The following is a 15,823-nucleotide window of genomic DNA, read 5'->3' on the forward strand; positions in this document are numbered from 1 at the left end:
GGCCACGACATCCGCGCCCGAAGCGGCAATGTCGTCATGACGCGATGTCCAGCATCAGGGACGGCTTGGCCTCGGCATTTTCGCGGGTGCCGTAACCATATCCATAACCGTATCCATACCCATAGCCGGTCGTCTTCGGGTTATATTTGGTGAGCACCACGCCTGCGATCCGGGCGCCCGCCGCGAGGAGGCGGCTCATTGCCGCTCGCGCCACCGTCCGCCGGATCGAGCCTGCCTCGATCACGACCAGAGTGGCCTCGCAGATGGAACTCAGGATGGGCGCATCGGCAAGGCCCAACACCGGCGGCGCGTCGACGATGACGACCTCGAAATGACGCGTTGCCTCGTCGACGATGACGCTGATGCGGTTGGTGACGAGCAGTTCGGCAGGGTTCGGCGGGATGGGGCCGCTCGGCAGCAGCGAAAGGCCCGTGATATTGCTCTGAACGACATGAGGCTGGAGAGCATCGGCGCTGGTGAGCAGGCGTGACAGACCCTTTTCGCCCGCAGTGGCGGAAGAGAAGGAGGGCTTGCGCAAGTCCGCATCGATCAGCAGCACGGTCCGCCCCACACGCGCGAAATTCTGGGCGAGCGCAAGTGAGGTGCTCGATTTCCCCTCGCCGGGGCGTGAGCTGGTGACGAGGATGGAGCGCGGATTGCCGTCGTTGGAATTGAGCTGGAGCGCGCTCGTCACCGAATAATAGGCCTCCGCCACCTGCGAGCGCGGGCTGGCGAGTTCGGCCGTCATCGACTGCGCCTTGCCCATGCGCGGCACCATGCCGAGCACGGGCAGGTGCAGCTTCTCGTCGACGTCCTCGGGCGTCTTGATCGTATCGTCGATGAACTCGATGATGAAGGCGATCGCCAGACCAAGCGCGAGGCCGCCCGCCACGCCGATCAACAGGTTTCGAAAAGGCCTCGGCTCGAACGGCGAATAGGACGGAAGTGCGCTGTCGACAATGGCGGCATCGCTTTCGCCGAGCCCGCCGACGATGCCGATCTCCTTGAAGCGCTGGAGCAGCGCGTCATAGAGGACGCGATTGGTATCCACCTCGCGCTGGAGGATGGTGTATTCGATCCCACGATTGCGCAGATCGAGAACCTGCCCGCGATATTGATCGACCTGCTTGCGCAACTCCGCCTCGCGCCCAAGGGCCGCGAGGTAAGCGGAATGGAGCGAGGCCGCCATATCGCGTGTCTCATGCGCGATCGATTGGTCGATCTGCGCGATCCGGTTCTTCAGCGACACCATTTCCGGGTAATCCGGCTGGAAGGTGGAGAGGCGCTCGCGATAGTCGGCTTCCAGCTTGTCCCGATCGGTACGCAGGGATTGGACGGCGGCGCTTTGCAACACTTCGTTGGCCGTGGGATTGGCAACCGCCTGCCGATAACGTTGCTCCGCGGCGATCCGGTCGCTGATCGCGGAGGAAAGCGCGGCATTCAACGCCGTCAGCGACTGGGCGGAGAGCGTGTCCCCCCCATTACTGGTGGGGCCGTCACCGGCGCGGGCGGAAGAGGCGGTTCCGGCATCGCCACGGTCTAGCTGCACGATGCCCTGTTGCTGGGCATAGTTGACAAGCTGCCGTTCGCTGGCCTCCAGCTTTTCTCGCGTGGCGGTCAGCCGCGTTTGCAGAAAGCTGCGCGCATAAGCGGTGGCGTTGTAGCGTTGCTCCGCCGTGGAAGCGATGAAGCCCTCGGCAAAGGCGTTGGCGATGCGCGGGGCGCGATTGGGATCGACGTCCTGATAATAGAGATGAACCAGGTGACTGCCTCGCACGGGCTCGACCTGGAGGCCCCTCATCAATCGGAACGTCGCCGCCAGTTCGCGCCTGTCCGGCGGAACGGTGGGGGAGACGAAGCGGGGATCATCGGCGAGATTGAGGGTCTTCGCCACGCGCGTGGCGAGAGAGCGGCTTCTGAGCAGGCCATATTCGGTCTGGAGGAACTGGTCCTCGTTGCGGATGCGGGGCTGGAACCCCTTTTCCGCGGCCATGATCTCAACCGGCGCCGTGTTGATATCCAGCGTCACCGTCGATCGATAGACACGGGTGGACAGCATCGTGACAACCAGCGCCAGCGCGGCGCCGGCCGCCATCGCGCCAAGGATCAGCCATTTCCACTTGAAGAGGATGCGCAGCAGATCCGCGACATCGATCTGCGGATTGGCGCTCCGCTCCTCCGCCATGGCGGCGATCTGTTGTCCGGCGGTCAGGATCGCCACGCGGCGGCCGGTGTCGCCGGGGCGTCGTGGCCCGGCGAAGCCGAGATCGTTGGTGAGTTCGTTCATGCGCCTCTGCCCGCCCCCTCATTGGCCCGTCGTCTCCCGAAAGGACCGATCGAACCGATCACGACATCATCAAACGCCGCGGCCACAATCGAAGCGCCTGCCGGCCTTGCCGGAGGCCTGCGATGGTCACAGGTCATCGATCATCACCATCAGCGATCCCGAACGCGCCCGGCGAGACCGGAGCCTTCGCGGCGGTTCCTCGACGAGTGCGGAAGGGGTTGCCATCAACGTCGCGGCAAAGGCCATCAGAACTGCGATGGCGGCCGTGCGCGCGGGATAGTCGACCAGACTGTGAAGCAACACGATGCCCACGGCGACACCCCCGGCGCGAGCGATACGCTGCCCGTTCCTCGGCGATCGCCACAGCACCCGCATTCGCTCGCCCCACAGGCCGACAGCTCCCAGTGCGAGCAGAATGCCGGGCGCGCCATATTCCAGCGCGATTTCCGCATAATCATCGTGCGCGTGATTGATGAACTCCGGCGAGGCGTCCTCCGGGTTCTCATAGGCCGGATAGATTTGCCTGAAGCTCCCGCCGCCGCTGCCGAACGGCATGAAATCCAGCGCGGCCCGCACCGTCAGCGATGTAATGATCCAGCGATGCTGGGAAATGTCGCTCTTCCCGTTCGCCGGAAAGTTCCAGGCACAGGCAAAGGCGGCCATGACCAGCAGCGCAAGGACGATGCCGCCGCCGAGGCGGGAAAGGCGTCGTCCGCGTCCGTCCGAGGCAACGAACCAGCATCCCGCGGCTGCCGGCGCCAGCAGCAATATGGCCGCAGTCGATCCTGTCAGGGCCGCGCTCCCGGCAAGAACCAGGATCAGCGCCGCGACAGCCCAGTTCCGCCATGGCCGCGCATCACCCTGCGAGGGCAGGAGAGCCGCCGGAATGAAGGGCAATGCGCAGAGCAGCAATGTGCCGAGATGATTGCGATTGGCGAAGAAACCAACCGGGCTCCCCGCATTGGTGATCGCATAAGGATAAAGAGGGGAGAGCGCTCCGCCAGCCTTCTGGCACAATCCCAGAAGCACGGAAACGACGGCAACGCCTGCCAGTGCCCAAACGGCGACGCGCCTGCCTGACCTCGTCGACGCGAGCGTAATCAGGATCATCGCCGTGGGGGGCAGCAGGGACAGGAACACGGCGATCGTCGCATCGGGGACCAGCGAGATGGGCTGCCAGCCGGGCCTGATATCCGCGAGACGGAAAGCGTGCAGGGCGTCGAGCCGACCGGGAAGATGCTCCCAGAGCAATGGTGGAAGCGGAATCAGTTGCACTACGAGAAGCGTTGCCCAGAGGCCTCCCAATATGAACAGGCGGCGAGCGGGGCGCGGCACGGGAGGCAGCGCGCCACTCAGCATCACGGCGATAATCAGCCCGATGGAGACGATCTGGAGGAAGGCGTTGGCCATAACGCCGGCCGCGCTCGCTCCGCCCAGCACGAGGCACATGAACAGAAAGAGGGGAGCGCTATAGAGGCGGAGGAAGGAAATGATCGCCCGCTCCTGTCGATATGCCTCGGAGCCCGGCGAGATACCGAGATACGCCGGTCGCCTCTGAAATCGCGAGATGCCGACGATGTTTCGGCGGCGCGTTCTTCACCTGCTCAGGGGCTGACGGGAGACGTGCCACCGCCCGCCGAATGGTGCCCGCCGCCGCTGGTGCCCGCCGCCACGGCGACGGCGCCGGCCGCCGCGATCCCGATCAGCAGGAACCGCATGGTGGGCCAGGAGGAGGCGTGTCCGGCCACGGCATCGCAGGGGGCGGCATCTCCGGCCGCGTTGGACGAGCACGGGACAGCGCCTTCCGGTGCGATGGGCATCGCCAGTGCCATGCGGTTGCTGGCTATCCCGCTGGCGCTTTCAGCGGACAGGGCCGGGGCCGACCAACTCATCAGAGCGAGGATCGCGACCGCCGAAGAGATTTTGCTGCCGACCATTCTGGTCTCCGTAGAGCGTTGGCTCGCCTTATAATCCATAAGCGACGAAATTGTCACCGATCGATGATCGAGATCGCCCCTAATTGAGGGAATTAGACGAAAGTATCGTTCATGCTTGTCTAGAACGGCCGGAAAAGTGTCACGAAAGGCAATGTCTCGAGGGATGTCTTGAGCGTCTTTGCCAGTGCCGAACCGTCTACCACCACGATATCATTGGCATAGACCGGAGGGTCCGGGCTCTTGCCGCGCCGGATGCTCGTCAGATCGAAGGACGCAGCCATCCTCTGCCCATCGATCCGACGGAACACCACGACACGCCGTGGATTCGCGCCGTCTGCCGTGCCCCGCGCCATGGCGATGGCGCGGACCAGCGTGGCGTCCGGATCCAGCGGATAGACGCCGGGCTGCTGCACCGAACCGTCGATCGTAATCATGTTCTGCACGGCCGTCTTGAGCGTGACGGAGACGCTGGGCGACACCAGATATTTGGCGCCGAGCGCCTGAGCCAGCGCGGTTTCGATCTCCGTGGTGGTATGGCCCGCGGCGGGGACATATCCGATCAGGGGAATGTTGATCCGGCCGGCGCTGTCGACCGTCTGGTCACCTGAAAAGGCGTCGGCCTTGTAAACACGAACATTGATGACGTCGCCGACCAGCAATTTCCGATCCGTCGACAGTTGCGGCAGCGGCGCCGGGTCGGGCGCGCGAAAGTTCGCCGGGTTCTGCGCGACGTTCTGGCCGAGGCTTCCCGCGCAAGCGGGGAGCAGCAGGCAGGAGGCACCAATAATCGCCGTGGAGAGGCGCTTGAACCCCGATAACCGGAACCAGGCCGCCATATGCACGCCATATCCCATGCACGCCTCCCTCTCGAACAATATTAGCAATCGAGAAGAAGGGCCGCAATCAATGCATGTTTGATGAGGGCGTAGTATTCGTCGTCATTTCAAGAAGATATCTTCACATTGGTGGCATCTGCTTCCGTGGATCGTGGCCATGGGAGGGCTTCTGCGGCAAGCTCAGGTCGCCATGACGGGCGGCTGACGGCGGATGTGATCGGGGCTGGGACAAGCGCGATGCGGCTGGTGCGGATCTGGCTGATCTATCTGGTGCGAGGCCTGCTCGGGCGGCGTAGATTTATTGGCGTCACACCACCTTTCCTGCGCCGGCAATGGATTTTCGATCGAAGGCAGCGGCGTTGGCTACGCTTCACGATCCGCGACGGCGATGACTGGGTGCAGATCGAGCACATCTTCCTGAACGAAGGCTTCGAACTGAGCGCTACCGGTCGGGCGGATCAGATGGGCGCGCTTTATGGCCGAATTCTGGAGCAAAGGGGCACACCCCTCATCGTCGACCTGGGGGCGAATATCGGGCTCGCATCGCGCTATTTCCGGGAAGTGTTTCCGGGCGCGGAGCTGGTCGCCGTGGAGCCGGATGCGGGCAATTGCGCGATAGCTCGCCATAACCTTCCAGCGGGAGCGACGCTTCTCGAAGCGGCGATATCCAGCCATAGCGGCCAGGGACGGCTTGTCGTCACGGGCCGGAATTGCGGATTCCAGGTACGGCCGGACGCCGACGGAACCATTCCCTTCACGACCGTGCCGGATATTCTCGATCAGGCGGTCGGATGCATTCCCTTCCTCATCAAGATCGACATCGAGGGCTTCGAGGAAACGCTATTCGCGTCGAACACGGATTGGATCGACTGCTTTCCGATCCTGCTGATCGAGCTTCATGAGTGGATGCTGCCCCGCAGGCGGGTGGCCCGCCATTTCCTCTCCGCCATGGCTTCCCGCGAGCGGGAGTTCATGCATTTCGACGGTTATGTCGTCAGCCTTGCCTGCGCGATGTGATGGTGAACGATCCCGCTCATTGGATATCCGGGAGCTGGTCCGCGAAGAAGGATGGACTGGCCGGCCGATGGAGGCGCGCGCGGGCACGGGGGCTGGTCCGCTCGATGAGGATCGCGATCGATCAGGTGGCGCTTGGAGGCTTGCGGCTGCTGTTCGGTTTCCCTCCATGGCATATGTCGTCCCCCACATCCCGGCGGGCCTATCGCCGTGGCGTCGCGATGCTTGCCAACGGGCTGCGGCCGCGTTGCGTCGTGGAGGTCGGTTGCGGGCTCGGATCGATCCTCTCGCGGGTGAGCGCGGCGGAACGCATCGGCTACGACGTCGATCGCGCCGTGCTGCGGGCGGCCCGGCTCCGGCACGGGCGGGCCGTGACATTTCGCGAAGGCAGCTTCGATGATGTGGAGGAGCCGGCGATCGACGTGCTCATCGCCGTGAACTGGCTACATGATTTCGCGCCGGATCAGGTGGCGGCGTGGCTGAGGCCGCTTCTGCCGAAGACGCGCCATGTGCTGATGGATCGTGTCGAGCCGACGAGTCCGCTGCCTTATCGCCATCATCATGATTTCGCCTTCCTCGATGGGCTGGCCGTGGCGGCACGGGTCGAGCGCTTCGATGAGGAGCATCGGCTCTTCGTCCTGTACGAGGTGCTTTGATGGCGGCGCGCTATCTCCTGCGGCTCGACGATGCATGTCCGACCATGGATCGGGAGCGCTGGGCTGCGATGGAGGCTATGCTCGATGCATTGGCGGCGCGGCCGATCGTCGCGGTCGTACCGGAAAATCGCGATACGGATCTGGTGCGGGGGCCGGTGGACCCGCTGTTCTGGGATCGTGTCCGGGCCTGGGAGGCGAAAGGTTGGGCGATTGCGATGCATGGCCTGCACCATCGTCAGCATCCGGTGGACCGCCGCACGCTGATCGTCCCGTTCCATGATCGCAGCGAATTTGCCGGGTTGGATGAGGACGCGCAGAAGAGGCTGCTGGTCCGCGCCTGGACGGCTTTCGTGGCGCAGGGCATTCGGCCGACGGCGTGGATCGCGCCCGGACATGCGTTCGATCGGGCTACTCTGCGCGCGCTCCGGGAAGCGACACCGATCCGCATCATCAGCGACGGCCTGAGCCTCGACAGCTTCGAAGAGGACGGGTTCGCCTGGGTGCCCCAGCAACTATGGTTCCCCCGGCCGCGCCGGTGGGGAACATGGACGATCTGCCTCCATCCCAACAGCATGACGCCTGCGGATATGGATCGGCTGCGGCGGGCGCTGTCGCAGCCTTATTATCGGGAGCGGCTGGTGGCGTTGCAGGATCTGTCGTTGCGATCACGCCCCCGGAGCCTTCTCGATCGGGGATATCATCATGGGTTCCTCGCACGCGGTCGAGTGGAGCGGATGCTCCTGCCGCCCTATCTGGCTGGCAAGCGGCTCTGGGCGGAGGTCCGTGGAACATGAACGGCCAGCCGCCGCCACGGATCGCGTTCCTCCTTTCGAGCCTGAAGTTCGGGGGAGGCGAGCGGGTGGCGTTATATCTGGCGGCGGCGCTCCAGCGACGGGGCTATGCGATCGATATCCTGCTGATGCAATCCGCCGGCGAACTGCTGGAAGAGGCGGCGCGCGATTTCACTGTCGTGGACCTTCGGTGCGAACGGACATGGCGACTTCCCGGCCGGCTGGTGCGTTACCTTCGGGAACGGCGGCCGGTCGCGCTGATCTCCAGTTTCTGGAAGCTCAATCTCTGTGCCTGCCTTGGCCGGATAGTGTCGCCGGGCACTCGGCTGCTGGTATGGGAGCATTCGCCGCCGAGCCGCAGCGCCAACAGTCCGCGCTGGGCTTATTTCCTGAGCGCGAGCGTCCTCTACCGCCTGGCGACCAAGGTGATCGCCGTGTCGGGCGGCGTGGCACGCGATGTCCGCGGCATGACCATCGGTCTAGACGGTCGGGTCGTTCCGATCTTCAATCCTGTTCCGCCTCCGCCCCAATCGTCGGTGGCGCGGGGGCCGGGAAAGCGAATATTATGGATCGGACGGTTGGACCGGCCGAAAAATCCCGGCCTCATGATCGATGCGTTCACCCGGATGCGCGGGAAGAATCTCCACCTCGATATCCTGGGCGACGGCCCGCTACGGAGCAGCCTTGAAGAACGCGTGCAGGTGTTGGGCATGAGCCGTCAGATCCGCTTTCTCGGCTTTCAGCCGTCGCCCTACGACCATATGGAGCAGGCCGATCTCCTGGCCCTTTCCTCCGATCGCGAGGGGCTGCCGACCGTTCTCATCGAGGCGCTTCATGCGGGGCTCGCGGTCGTCAGTACCGATTGCGGAGACGGCGTGCGGGAAATTCTGATGGATGGTCACCACGGGGCCATCGTGCCGACAGGCGATGCCGCCGCGCTCGCCGCCGCCATCGAGAGGCAACTGGCCTGCCCTCCCGATCCCGACAGTCAGCGCGCAGCGGCGCGGCGTTTCGACCCGGACAGGATCGCCGGAAAATTCCTCGCCGCTTTGGGGCTGAGTGATGCGGACATGGCTCAAAACCAGCCTCTCACGCCCGCCACGAAGCTCGCCGAGGATATCCTGTCCCCATCGGCGCGGGCATAGTCGGCGCTTTTGCCCGCCTTGCGTTCCCAACTCACGCCGACATAGGGGGCGAATTCCCGCCGGATCTCATAACGCAGCCTCAGGCCGAGTTCGGCGTCGACCAATCCGGCACCATAGCGACCCTGTGGCACATCCTGCGCGGAGAGATTGAGTTCGACGCGAGGCTGAAGGACGAGCCGCTGTGTGATCCGCTGGTCGTACAGCGCCTCGATCCGGCCCAGCACGTCACCGCGCGTCGAGACGAACAGCGCCGCCTCCGTCTCGAACCTGTAGGGGGCGAGGCCTTCGATGCTCAACGCGGCGTAGGTCCGCGACGGGGAGGGGCGGATATCCTGCCGCACACCGAGCTGGAGATTGTAATAAGGGCCAATGGCGCGCCCGTAGAGCGCCTGCACCTCGGCATGATCGACGCCGTCGTGGAACCGGCCTTCGCCTTCGCTCTTGATCCAGAGGCGGTTGATATCGCCCCCGACGAAGCCATCGGCATCCCAGCGATAGCCTTCATGCCCTTGTTGAGCCTGTATCTCCGCGATGTTGAAGAGCAGTTGATGGTGGAGCCCGCCGCCATCCTCCCGCATCATCTGCCGGCGGGAGCGTTCCATGTCCGCCGGAGCGTAGAAGCGGTCCGCATAATGATCCATCGGCATCGAAGGTGCCGGCGCGTTGCCTGCGGGGAGCGAGGTGCCCGTCATCGCCACGCCATCCATCGCGGTCATGTCATGGGCCGCAGGGGGCTCGGGCATGTCGTGTCCCATCGGCATGGTCATATCGCCATGATCGTGGGACATCGCATGATGAGGGGCCGCCTTGGCGGCCGGTTTCGCGGGTGGCGTCTTTCGATGATGAGCCGGTGCCTTGGGCGGCGCGGGCATCACCATGCCTTTCATGTCCATTCCCGGCATCGATTGCGCAAGGGAAGGCGCGGCGAGGAAGGCCATGCCGAGCAGCAGAGGGCGGTGGATCATGCGGCGTCTCCGCGCGGACGGACGCTCACGACGCGCATCATGCCGGCGGTCATGTGATAGAGAAGATGGCAATGGAACGCCCAGTCGCCGGGGGCGTCGGCGGTAAGATCGAAGCTCAGCGTCCCACCCGGCTGGACCAGCACCGTATGCTTGCGCGGCGCATGATCGCCATGGCCCGTCACCAGCTCGAAGAAATGGCCGTGCAGGTGGATGGGGTGGCCCATCATCGTGTCGTTGATGAGCGTCACGCGCACCCGCTCGCCCTCGGTGAAGGGGATGGGCTCCATCATATCGGACATGGCCTTGCCATCGAACGACCACATGAAGCGCTCCATGTTGCCGGTCAGATGAACCTCGATCGAGCGGGACGGGGCACGGATATCGGGATTGCGATCGAGCGCCATCAGGTCACGATAGGTCAGCACGCGATGCCCGACGCCGGCCAGCCCCACACCGGGATCGCCGGTTCGGTCGACCGGCATGGGGGCGAGCGTCTGCACGCCGGGGCCACGCTTCACCTGCAGGGCATGGGCGAAATTGCGCATACTCATGTCCATGCCGCCCATGTCGCCGCCCATCGCGCCCATGCCCATGTCGGCCATGGAAAGCAGGGGCCGTGCCCGGAGCGGGGGCATCTCCGCTATCATGCCGGCGCGTGGGGCGAGCGTCGCCCGCGCCATGCCGGACCGGTCGATGCTCTCGGCGACAAGGGTGTAGGCGCGATCCTCCTGGGGAATGACGATGGCGTCGTAGGTTTCGGCGATGCCGATCTGGAACTCGTCGACCTCGACCGGGTGGACATCCTGACCATCCGCCTGAACGACCGTCATCGGCAAACCGGGGATGCGCAGGTTGAAGGTCGTCATCGACGAGGCGTTGATAATGCGCAGGCGAACGCGCTCGCCGGGCGTGAAGAGTCCGGTCCAGTTATCCTGCGGGCCATGGCCGTTGACGAGATAGGTGTAGGTCGCCCCGGTGACATCGGCGATGTCGGTGGGCTCCATCCGCATCCCGCCCCATTTGAGGCGTTCGGCGAGTGGCTGGTCCTTGCCCGCGAGCAGGCCGGAGAGCGTCTGCTGCTCCCGGTTATAATATTCGGGCATCAGCTTGAGGTGGCGGAAGATCGTCTCAGGCGCCTCATGGCTATGATCGGAGAGCAGGATGACGTGCTCGCGGTCGAAAGGCGCGCACTCCGGGCCGGCCGGCTCGATCACCAGCGGGCCGTAAAGGCCAAGCTGCTCCTGAAAGCCCGAATGGCTGTGATACCAGTAGGTGCCCGCCTGCCGGATCGGGAATTCATACACGAAGGTCGAACGTGCGCGGATGCCGGGGAAGGAGATGCCGGGCACACCGTCGAACTGCGCCGGCACCAGCAGGCCGTGCCAGTGGATCGAGCTGTCCTCGTCCAGTTCGTTGACGACGCGCAGGCGGACATTCTGCCCTTGCCGCAGACGGATGAGCGGCGCAGGCGCGAAGCCGTTGATGCCGACGGCGCGTGAAGGGCGTCCGTCGATCCGCATCGTCTGGCGGGCGATACGCAGCGTGATGTCCTCACCGGAAAGAGGGCGCGCTTCGCTCCCGATCCCCGTAGAAATCCGCTTGGCCCATGCCGGCGTCCATGCCGACGCGACCGCACTTCCCCCGAACAGCGTGGAGCCGAGCAGCAACCGCCGCCGGTCGACGATCCGCTCGGAACCGAGTGCGCGTGTCGTACTGGAAGTCATCTGAAACCGGCCCCGTCGCTCTTCACCGCGAACCCGATGGGGCTTGTCATGTTGGGAAGGTCAAGAGGGGCGATCGAGATTTTGTTGCTCGACCCCCCGCGTCGCCAGGCGCGGATCAGCCCGCGGACGCGCCCAGCCTTCGCCGCACGATCCAGCTCAGTGCCTTGAGGGCATCCCCGTCGATTTGCTCACGGCGTTCGCGCAGGATGTCCATGCCGCGCTCCCGCGCCCGTTCGAGTCGGGCGGCGAAGGCTGGATCCTGGTCCGCGAGCCGCAGGAAGCCCTTGAAGCTCATCCGGCAATCCCGACAGACGCGCAGCAGGGATTCCCCGCCCGCGATCCGCTCCAGCAACGGGTCGAGATCACCGAGATCGAAACTCAACTGGATATTCGGGACGTCGGCATTCTCGATCATGTTCGCGGGGCGTTCCTCGGCGGGGCGCGCTGCCCTATCGGGATCGGGCGCGAAGTCAACCGGGGTGATCGCCGGAGCTTGAGTAAGGCGGCGCAGGCGGCCATGGCCCGCGCCGCCTCCAGGATCAGGGGCGGAAGCGCTGATCGGTCATGGTGGCATCGGCGGTCAACGCCGCGTCGCCCGCGGCACGGGCAAGGGCGACATGGTAACGCCCGCCCACAAGATGCCAGCCCCGCGCCTTGTCGTCCCAGCGCGACAGGATGCGCCGCTCGGCGGTCAGCGTCACATGACGGGTCTCGCCCGGCTTCAACTCGACGCGCTGGAAGGCGGCGAGGCGCGCCGTCTGGCCATCCGCCGCGACATAGACCTGCGGGACATCCGCACCGGCGCGGGCGCCGCTGTTGGTCACGTCGAAGCTGATGGCGAGCGTCGCGCCGCCGGTCACCTTGAGGTTCTTGTACGCGAAGTGTGTGTAGGAAAGCCCATAGCCGAACGGGAAGAGCGGCTTCTCCTTCTGCGCTTCGAACCAGCGATAGCCGACATTCGCGCCTTCCGGGTATTCGATCGGGAAGATCGCCGCCTGCGCGCCGGCGCTGCCCGCGTTGGAAGCCGCGTCGTTCGCCTCGATCGCCGCGAGGTTGACCGGCGCGGGGCGAGGGGCCTGCTTTTCGGCGACCGGGAAGGTGATAGGCAGGCGGCCCGAGGGGTTCACCTTGCCGAACAGGATGTTGGCGATCGCCTCGCCGCCGCGCTGGCCCGGATACCAGGCGGCGAGCACCGCCGGCACCTTCTCGAGCCACGACATCAGCACCGGGCCGCCGGTTTCGAGCACCACCGCAGTCTTCGGGTTGGCCGCCGCGACCGCGTCGATCAGCGCGTCCTGATCGTTCGGAAGGGTGAGGTTGTGGATGTCTTCCGCCTCGGTGCGCCACTGCGTCGCGAAGACGATGGCGATGTCCGCCGCCTTTGCCGCCGCTGCTGCCGCAGCCGGATCGCTGCCGTCGACATAGGTGACCTCCGCGCCGGGCACGAGCGCCTGAATGGCCTTCATCGGCGAGGAATTATGCCAGGTCGTCCGCGCGAAGGAGGCTGCCGGGCCGCTCTTCAGCGGAATCTCGACCGGCACGCCGCCGACCGAGCGGACCTGCGACGAACCGCCGCCCGACAGCACGCCGACATCGGCATGGCCGCCGATCACGACGATGCGCTTCGCCTGTGTCGCGAGCGGGAGCATGTCTCCCTCGTTGCGCAGCAGGACGATGCCTTCCTCGGCCGCCTTCTGGGCGACGAGCGCGTGGGCGGCATAATCGATCGGCTGGTTGGTGGCGGGCGCCGGATCGTCGTAGAGGCCAGTCTCGATGATGCCGGTCAGCACGCGCTTGGCCATCTCGTCGAGGCGGGCCTTCGGCACCTCGCCCTTCGCCAGCGCCTCCTTCAGCGGCGCGCCGAAATAGATCATCTTGTCGAGTTCGGCGCCGCTGTCCTGATCGAGGCCGGCATTGGCGGCCTTGGCCGTCGAGTGTACCGCCCCCCAGTCGGACATCACGAAGCCCTTATAGCCCCAATCCCCACGCAGGATGGTGGTCAGCAGCTCCTTGTTCTCGCAGGCATAATCGCCGTTGACGAGGTTGTAGGCGCACATCACCGAGCCCGGACGACCCTGATCGATGGCGATCTTGAACGCGAGCAGATCGCTCTCGTGGAGCGACGTCCAGTCGAGCTTCGCATCCGCCACCATGCGGCCGGTTTCCTGCGAATTAAGGGCGAAATGCTTGATGGTCGAGACGATGTGGTTGCTCTGCACGCCCTTGATGTGCGCGCCATCGATCACGCCGGCCAGCAGCGGGTCTTCGCCGAGATATTCGAAGTCGCGCCCGCCCCACGGATCGCGCGTCAGGTTGACGCCGCCGGCGAGCAGGACGTTGAAGCGCTTGGCCCGCGCTTCGGAGCCGATCATCGCGCCGCCCGCATAGGCGACCTCGGGATCGAAGCTGGCCGCCGTGGCGAGGCCGGCCGGGAGCGCCGTCGCGACGTCGCCCTTGCGCTGCTCGACCTGATTGGCGACGCCGAGGCTGGCGTCGCTCTCACGCAGCGTCGGAATGCCGAGGCGCGGCACGCCGACCATCTCACCGGCGGATGGGACCATATCGGTCGGCGCGCCCGGCTTGCCCTGCGCGAAGGGCGGGAACCAGGTGCGGACGAGCTGGAGCTTCTCGTCCTCCGTCATCGCGGCGACCAGCGCGGAGGCGCGCGCCTCCGTCCCGAGCTTGCGATTCAGCCACGGCTTGGCCGCCTGAGGCGCCGCAGCCAGCACAGGCGCCGTCAGCGAGAGCGCAGCGCCCGCCAGCAGGATGCATCGCAGGATCGGGAAACGGGTCTCGCTCATGAAGGCCTCTCTCTCAGTTCTGTCGTTGATAATGGTCGAGCAGGGCTCGGTGGTCGGGCAGGGCGTCGACCGCCTGCGCGCCGGCCTGTCGCACCCTGTCGAAAGCCGTGCGCGCATCCGCGCCATCCTGTGGGGAGGCGGCGAAGGCACCGGCCCCCGCCTGCGTCCCGAAGCCGAGGCCGTGCAGGATGAAGGCCCAGCTCGGCGGCAGGAAGGTCTCGTGATCCACCACGAAATCGAAGCGGGAAGGGAGCCGGCGGCGCCATTGGGCGATCTTGTCGCGGAGCCCTTCCGGCCAGGAAGCGGGATCGGTGTTGTCGCGCCAATAGGCGGTGTCGGCGCGGCGGCTGACCGCATAATGGAGCTTCAGGAACTCGACGATGGCGTCGAAACGGGCCGGCATCTGCCGGTTGAAGTTGCGCGCGGCCCCTTCAAGCGCGGCGCGGTCGACCGGGCCGTTCAGCATCTCGGCGAGCATCCGGGCGGCGACTTCGATCAACATGATGCCGGTCGATTCCAGCGGCTCGAAAAAGCCGGCGGAAAGCCCGATCGCCATGCAGTTGCCGATCCATTGCTGCTCACGATAGCCGGTGCGGAACTGGAGCCGCCCGGTCTGAAGCCCCTTCTCCGCCGGGCCGGCATAGCGACGGATCACCGCCTCGGCCTCGTCGTCGGACATATGGCGGCTCGAATAGACGCAGCCGGTGCCGCGGCGATCGATCAGGCCGATATCCCAGATCCAGCCGCCTTCATGCGCCGTCGCCAGCGTATAGGGCGCGATCGGTGTGTCCGGCCGCTCGTGCGGGATCTGGAGCGCGATGGCGCGATCGTTGAACAGCACATCCTCGACGCTCTTGAAACGGGCGCCGAGCGTATCGCCGATCAGCAGCGCCCGGAAGCCCGAGCAGTCGACGAAGAAATCTCCCGCAATCGCCGGCCCGCCATCGGCCGCGCGCACGGCCGCGATGCCGCCCTGCTCGGTGCGGTCGACGGTCGCGATCGTGGCCTCGATCCTCTCGACGCCGTTCGAGGTCGCGACATCGCGGAGGAAATCCGCGAGGCGCGCCGCATCGAAATGATAGGCATAATTCATCGGGCCGTCGAAATCGGGGTCTTGAGCCCGCTTGGGGCCGCGTCCGGCGCGGATCACGCGCTCCTGCGCGGTGACGGCATCGGCATAGGCCGGGCGCGCCGGATCGGATGCGCTGTCCAGCCAGAACGGCAAAAGACCGGGCGCATCGCCGCCGAAGGGCAGGTTGAAGGGGTGGAAATAGTCGTCCGCGCCGGAGCCCGGCGTCGGTCCGGCAGCCCAGTCGACGAAGCGCACGCCCTGCTTGAAGGTCGCGTGGCTGGCGCGGAGGAACTCGGCCTCGCTGCGGCCCAGGGTGGCAAGCGTCGAACGGAGTGTCGGGAAGCTTCCCTCGCCGACGCCGATCGCGCCGATGTCGGGGGATTCGACGAGCGTGATCGCCCAGCCATGCGGCCGCCCGGCCCCAGGCAGATTGCGGGACAGATAGGCCGCGGTGAGCCAGCCCGCCGTTCCGCCTCCCACGATCACGATACGCTTCTGCGTCATGCGTCTTCAGCCTCTGCTGAAAGGAGCCGGAGGTCCAAGGAAAGAAATGGCGGCCATCGTCCGATCACGAACGATGGCCGCAGTACCCGGC

At 65.7% G+C, this 15,823-nt stretch carries 13 protein-coding genes; 4 read left to right on the forward strand and 9 right to left on the reverse strand.

The window, feature by feature from the left end:
- Positions 1-34: 34 nt before the first annotated feature.
- From FHS98_RS10530 to FHS98_RS10545, 4 genes are all read right to left on the reverse strand, one after another.
- On the reverse strand, positions 35-2,287 hold the full coding sequence (locus FHS98_RS10530) for a GumC family protein (protein WP_167104044.1): 2,253 nt from the start codon (positions 2,285-2,287) through the stop codon (positions 35-37).
- Positions 2,288-2,413: 126 nt separating this feature from the next.
- On the reverse strand, positions 2,414-3,736 hold the full coding sequence (locus FHS98_RS10535; protein WP_167104047.1) for an O-antigen ligase family protein: 1,323 nt from the start codon (positions 3,734-3,736) through the stop codon (positions 2,414-2,416).
- Positions 3,737-3,891: 155 nt separating this feature from the next.
- A complete protein-coding gene (locus tag FHS98_RS10540; RefSeq protein ID WP_167104050.1) occupies positions 3,892-4,224 on the reverse strand; it encodes a hypothetical protein in 333 nt (110 codons plus the stop codon).
- A 119-nt stretch (positions 4,225-4,343) separates the two neighbouring features.
- A complete protein-coding gene (locus FHS98_RS10545) occupies positions 4,344-5,078 on the reverse strand; it encodes a polysaccharide biosynthesis/export family protein (RefSeq protein ID WP_167104053.1) in 735 nt (244 codons plus the stop codon).
- A 219-nt stretch (positions 5,079-5,297) separates the two neighbouring features.
- Between FHS98_RS10545 and FHS98_RS10550 the strand changes: the two genes are divergently transcribed.
- From FHS98_RS10550 to FHS98_RS10565, 4 genes are all read left to right on the forward strand, one after another.
- The gene (locus tag FHS98_RS10550; protein ID WP_167104056.1) at positions 5,298-6,077 is read left to right on the forward strand and encodes an FkbM family methyltransferase; all 780 of its coding nucleotides are present in this window, start codon (positions 5,298-5,300) and stop codon (positions 6,075-6,077) included.
- Positions 6,078-6,181: 104 nt separating this feature from the next.
- On the forward strand, positions 6,182-6,730 hold the full coding sequence (locus FHS98_RS10555; protein ID WP_167104059.1) for a methyltransferase domain-containing protein: 549 nt from the start codon (positions 6,182-6,184) through the stop codon (positions 6,728-6,730).
- Entirely contained in the window at positions 6,730-7,524 is a 795-nt protein-coding gene (locus FHS98_RS10560) for a DUF2334 domain-containing protein (protein ID WP_167104062.1), read from the forward strand. The genes FHS98_RS10555 and FHS98_RS10560 overlap by 1 nt, the downstream gene beginning before the upstream one ends.
- Positions 7,521-8,666: a glycosyltransferase gene (locus FHS98_RS10565; protein WP_167104065.1), complete on the forward strand. Its 1,146-nt coding sequence runs from the start codon at positions 7,521-7,523 to the stop codon at positions 8,664-8,666. Before FHS98_RS10560 ends, FHS98_RS10565 begins: the two co-directional genes overlap by 4 nt.
- On the opposite strand, the gene FHS98_RS10570 is transcribed toward FHS98_RS10565, so the two are convergent.
- The 5 genes from FHS98_RS10570 to FHS98_RS10590 all read right to left on the reverse strand — a co-directional run bounded on the left by FHS98_RS10570 (position 8,597) and on the right by FHS98_RS10590 (position 15,732).
- Positions 8,597-9,631, reverse strand: coding sequence for a copper resistance protein B (locus FHS98_RS10570; protein WP_167104068.1), 1,035 nt, complete (start codon positions 9,629-9,631; stop codon positions 8,597-8,599). The genes FHS98_RS10565 and FHS98_RS10570 overlap by 70 nt on opposite strands.
- Positions 9,628-11,355: a copper resistance system multicopper oxidase gene (locus FHS98_RS10575; RefSeq protein ID WP_167104071.1), complete on the reverse strand. Its 1,728-nt coding sequence runs from the start codon at positions 11,353-11,355 to the stop codon at positions 9,628-9,630. Before FHS98_RS10575 ends, FHS98_RS10570 begins: the two co-directional genes overlap by 4 nt.
- A 115-nt stretch (positions 11,356-11,470) precedes the next feature.
- Positions 11,471-11,770, reverse strand: a complete 300-nt coding sequence (locus FHS98_RS10580) for a terminase small subunit-like protein (RefSeq protein WP_167104075.1) — start codon at positions 11,768-11,770, stop codon at positions 11,471-11,473.
- Positions 11,771-11,894: 124 nt separating this feature from the next.
- Positions 11,895-14,156 carry a beta-glucosidase gene (locus FHS98_RS10585; RefSeq protein ID WP_167104078.1) on the reverse strand — a complete coding sequence of 754 codons (2,262 nt, stop codon included), beginning with the start codon at positions 14,154-14,156 and terminating at the stop codon, positions 11,895-11,897.
- A gap of 13 nt (positions 14,157-14,169) precedes the next feature.
- A complete protein-coding gene (locus FHS98_RS10590) occupies positions 14,170-15,732 on the reverse strand; it encodes a tryptophan halogenase family protein (protein ID WP_167104081.1) in 1,563 nt (520 codons plus the stop codon).
- Positions 15,733-15,823 lie beyond the last annotated feature (91 nt).

Origin of the sequence: Sphingomonas oligoaromativorans, from assembly GCF_011762195.1 — a bacterium.
GTDB lineage: Bacteria > Pseudomonadota > Alphaproteobacteria > Sphingomonadales > Sphingomonadaceae > Solisphingomonas > Solisphingomonas oligoaromativorans.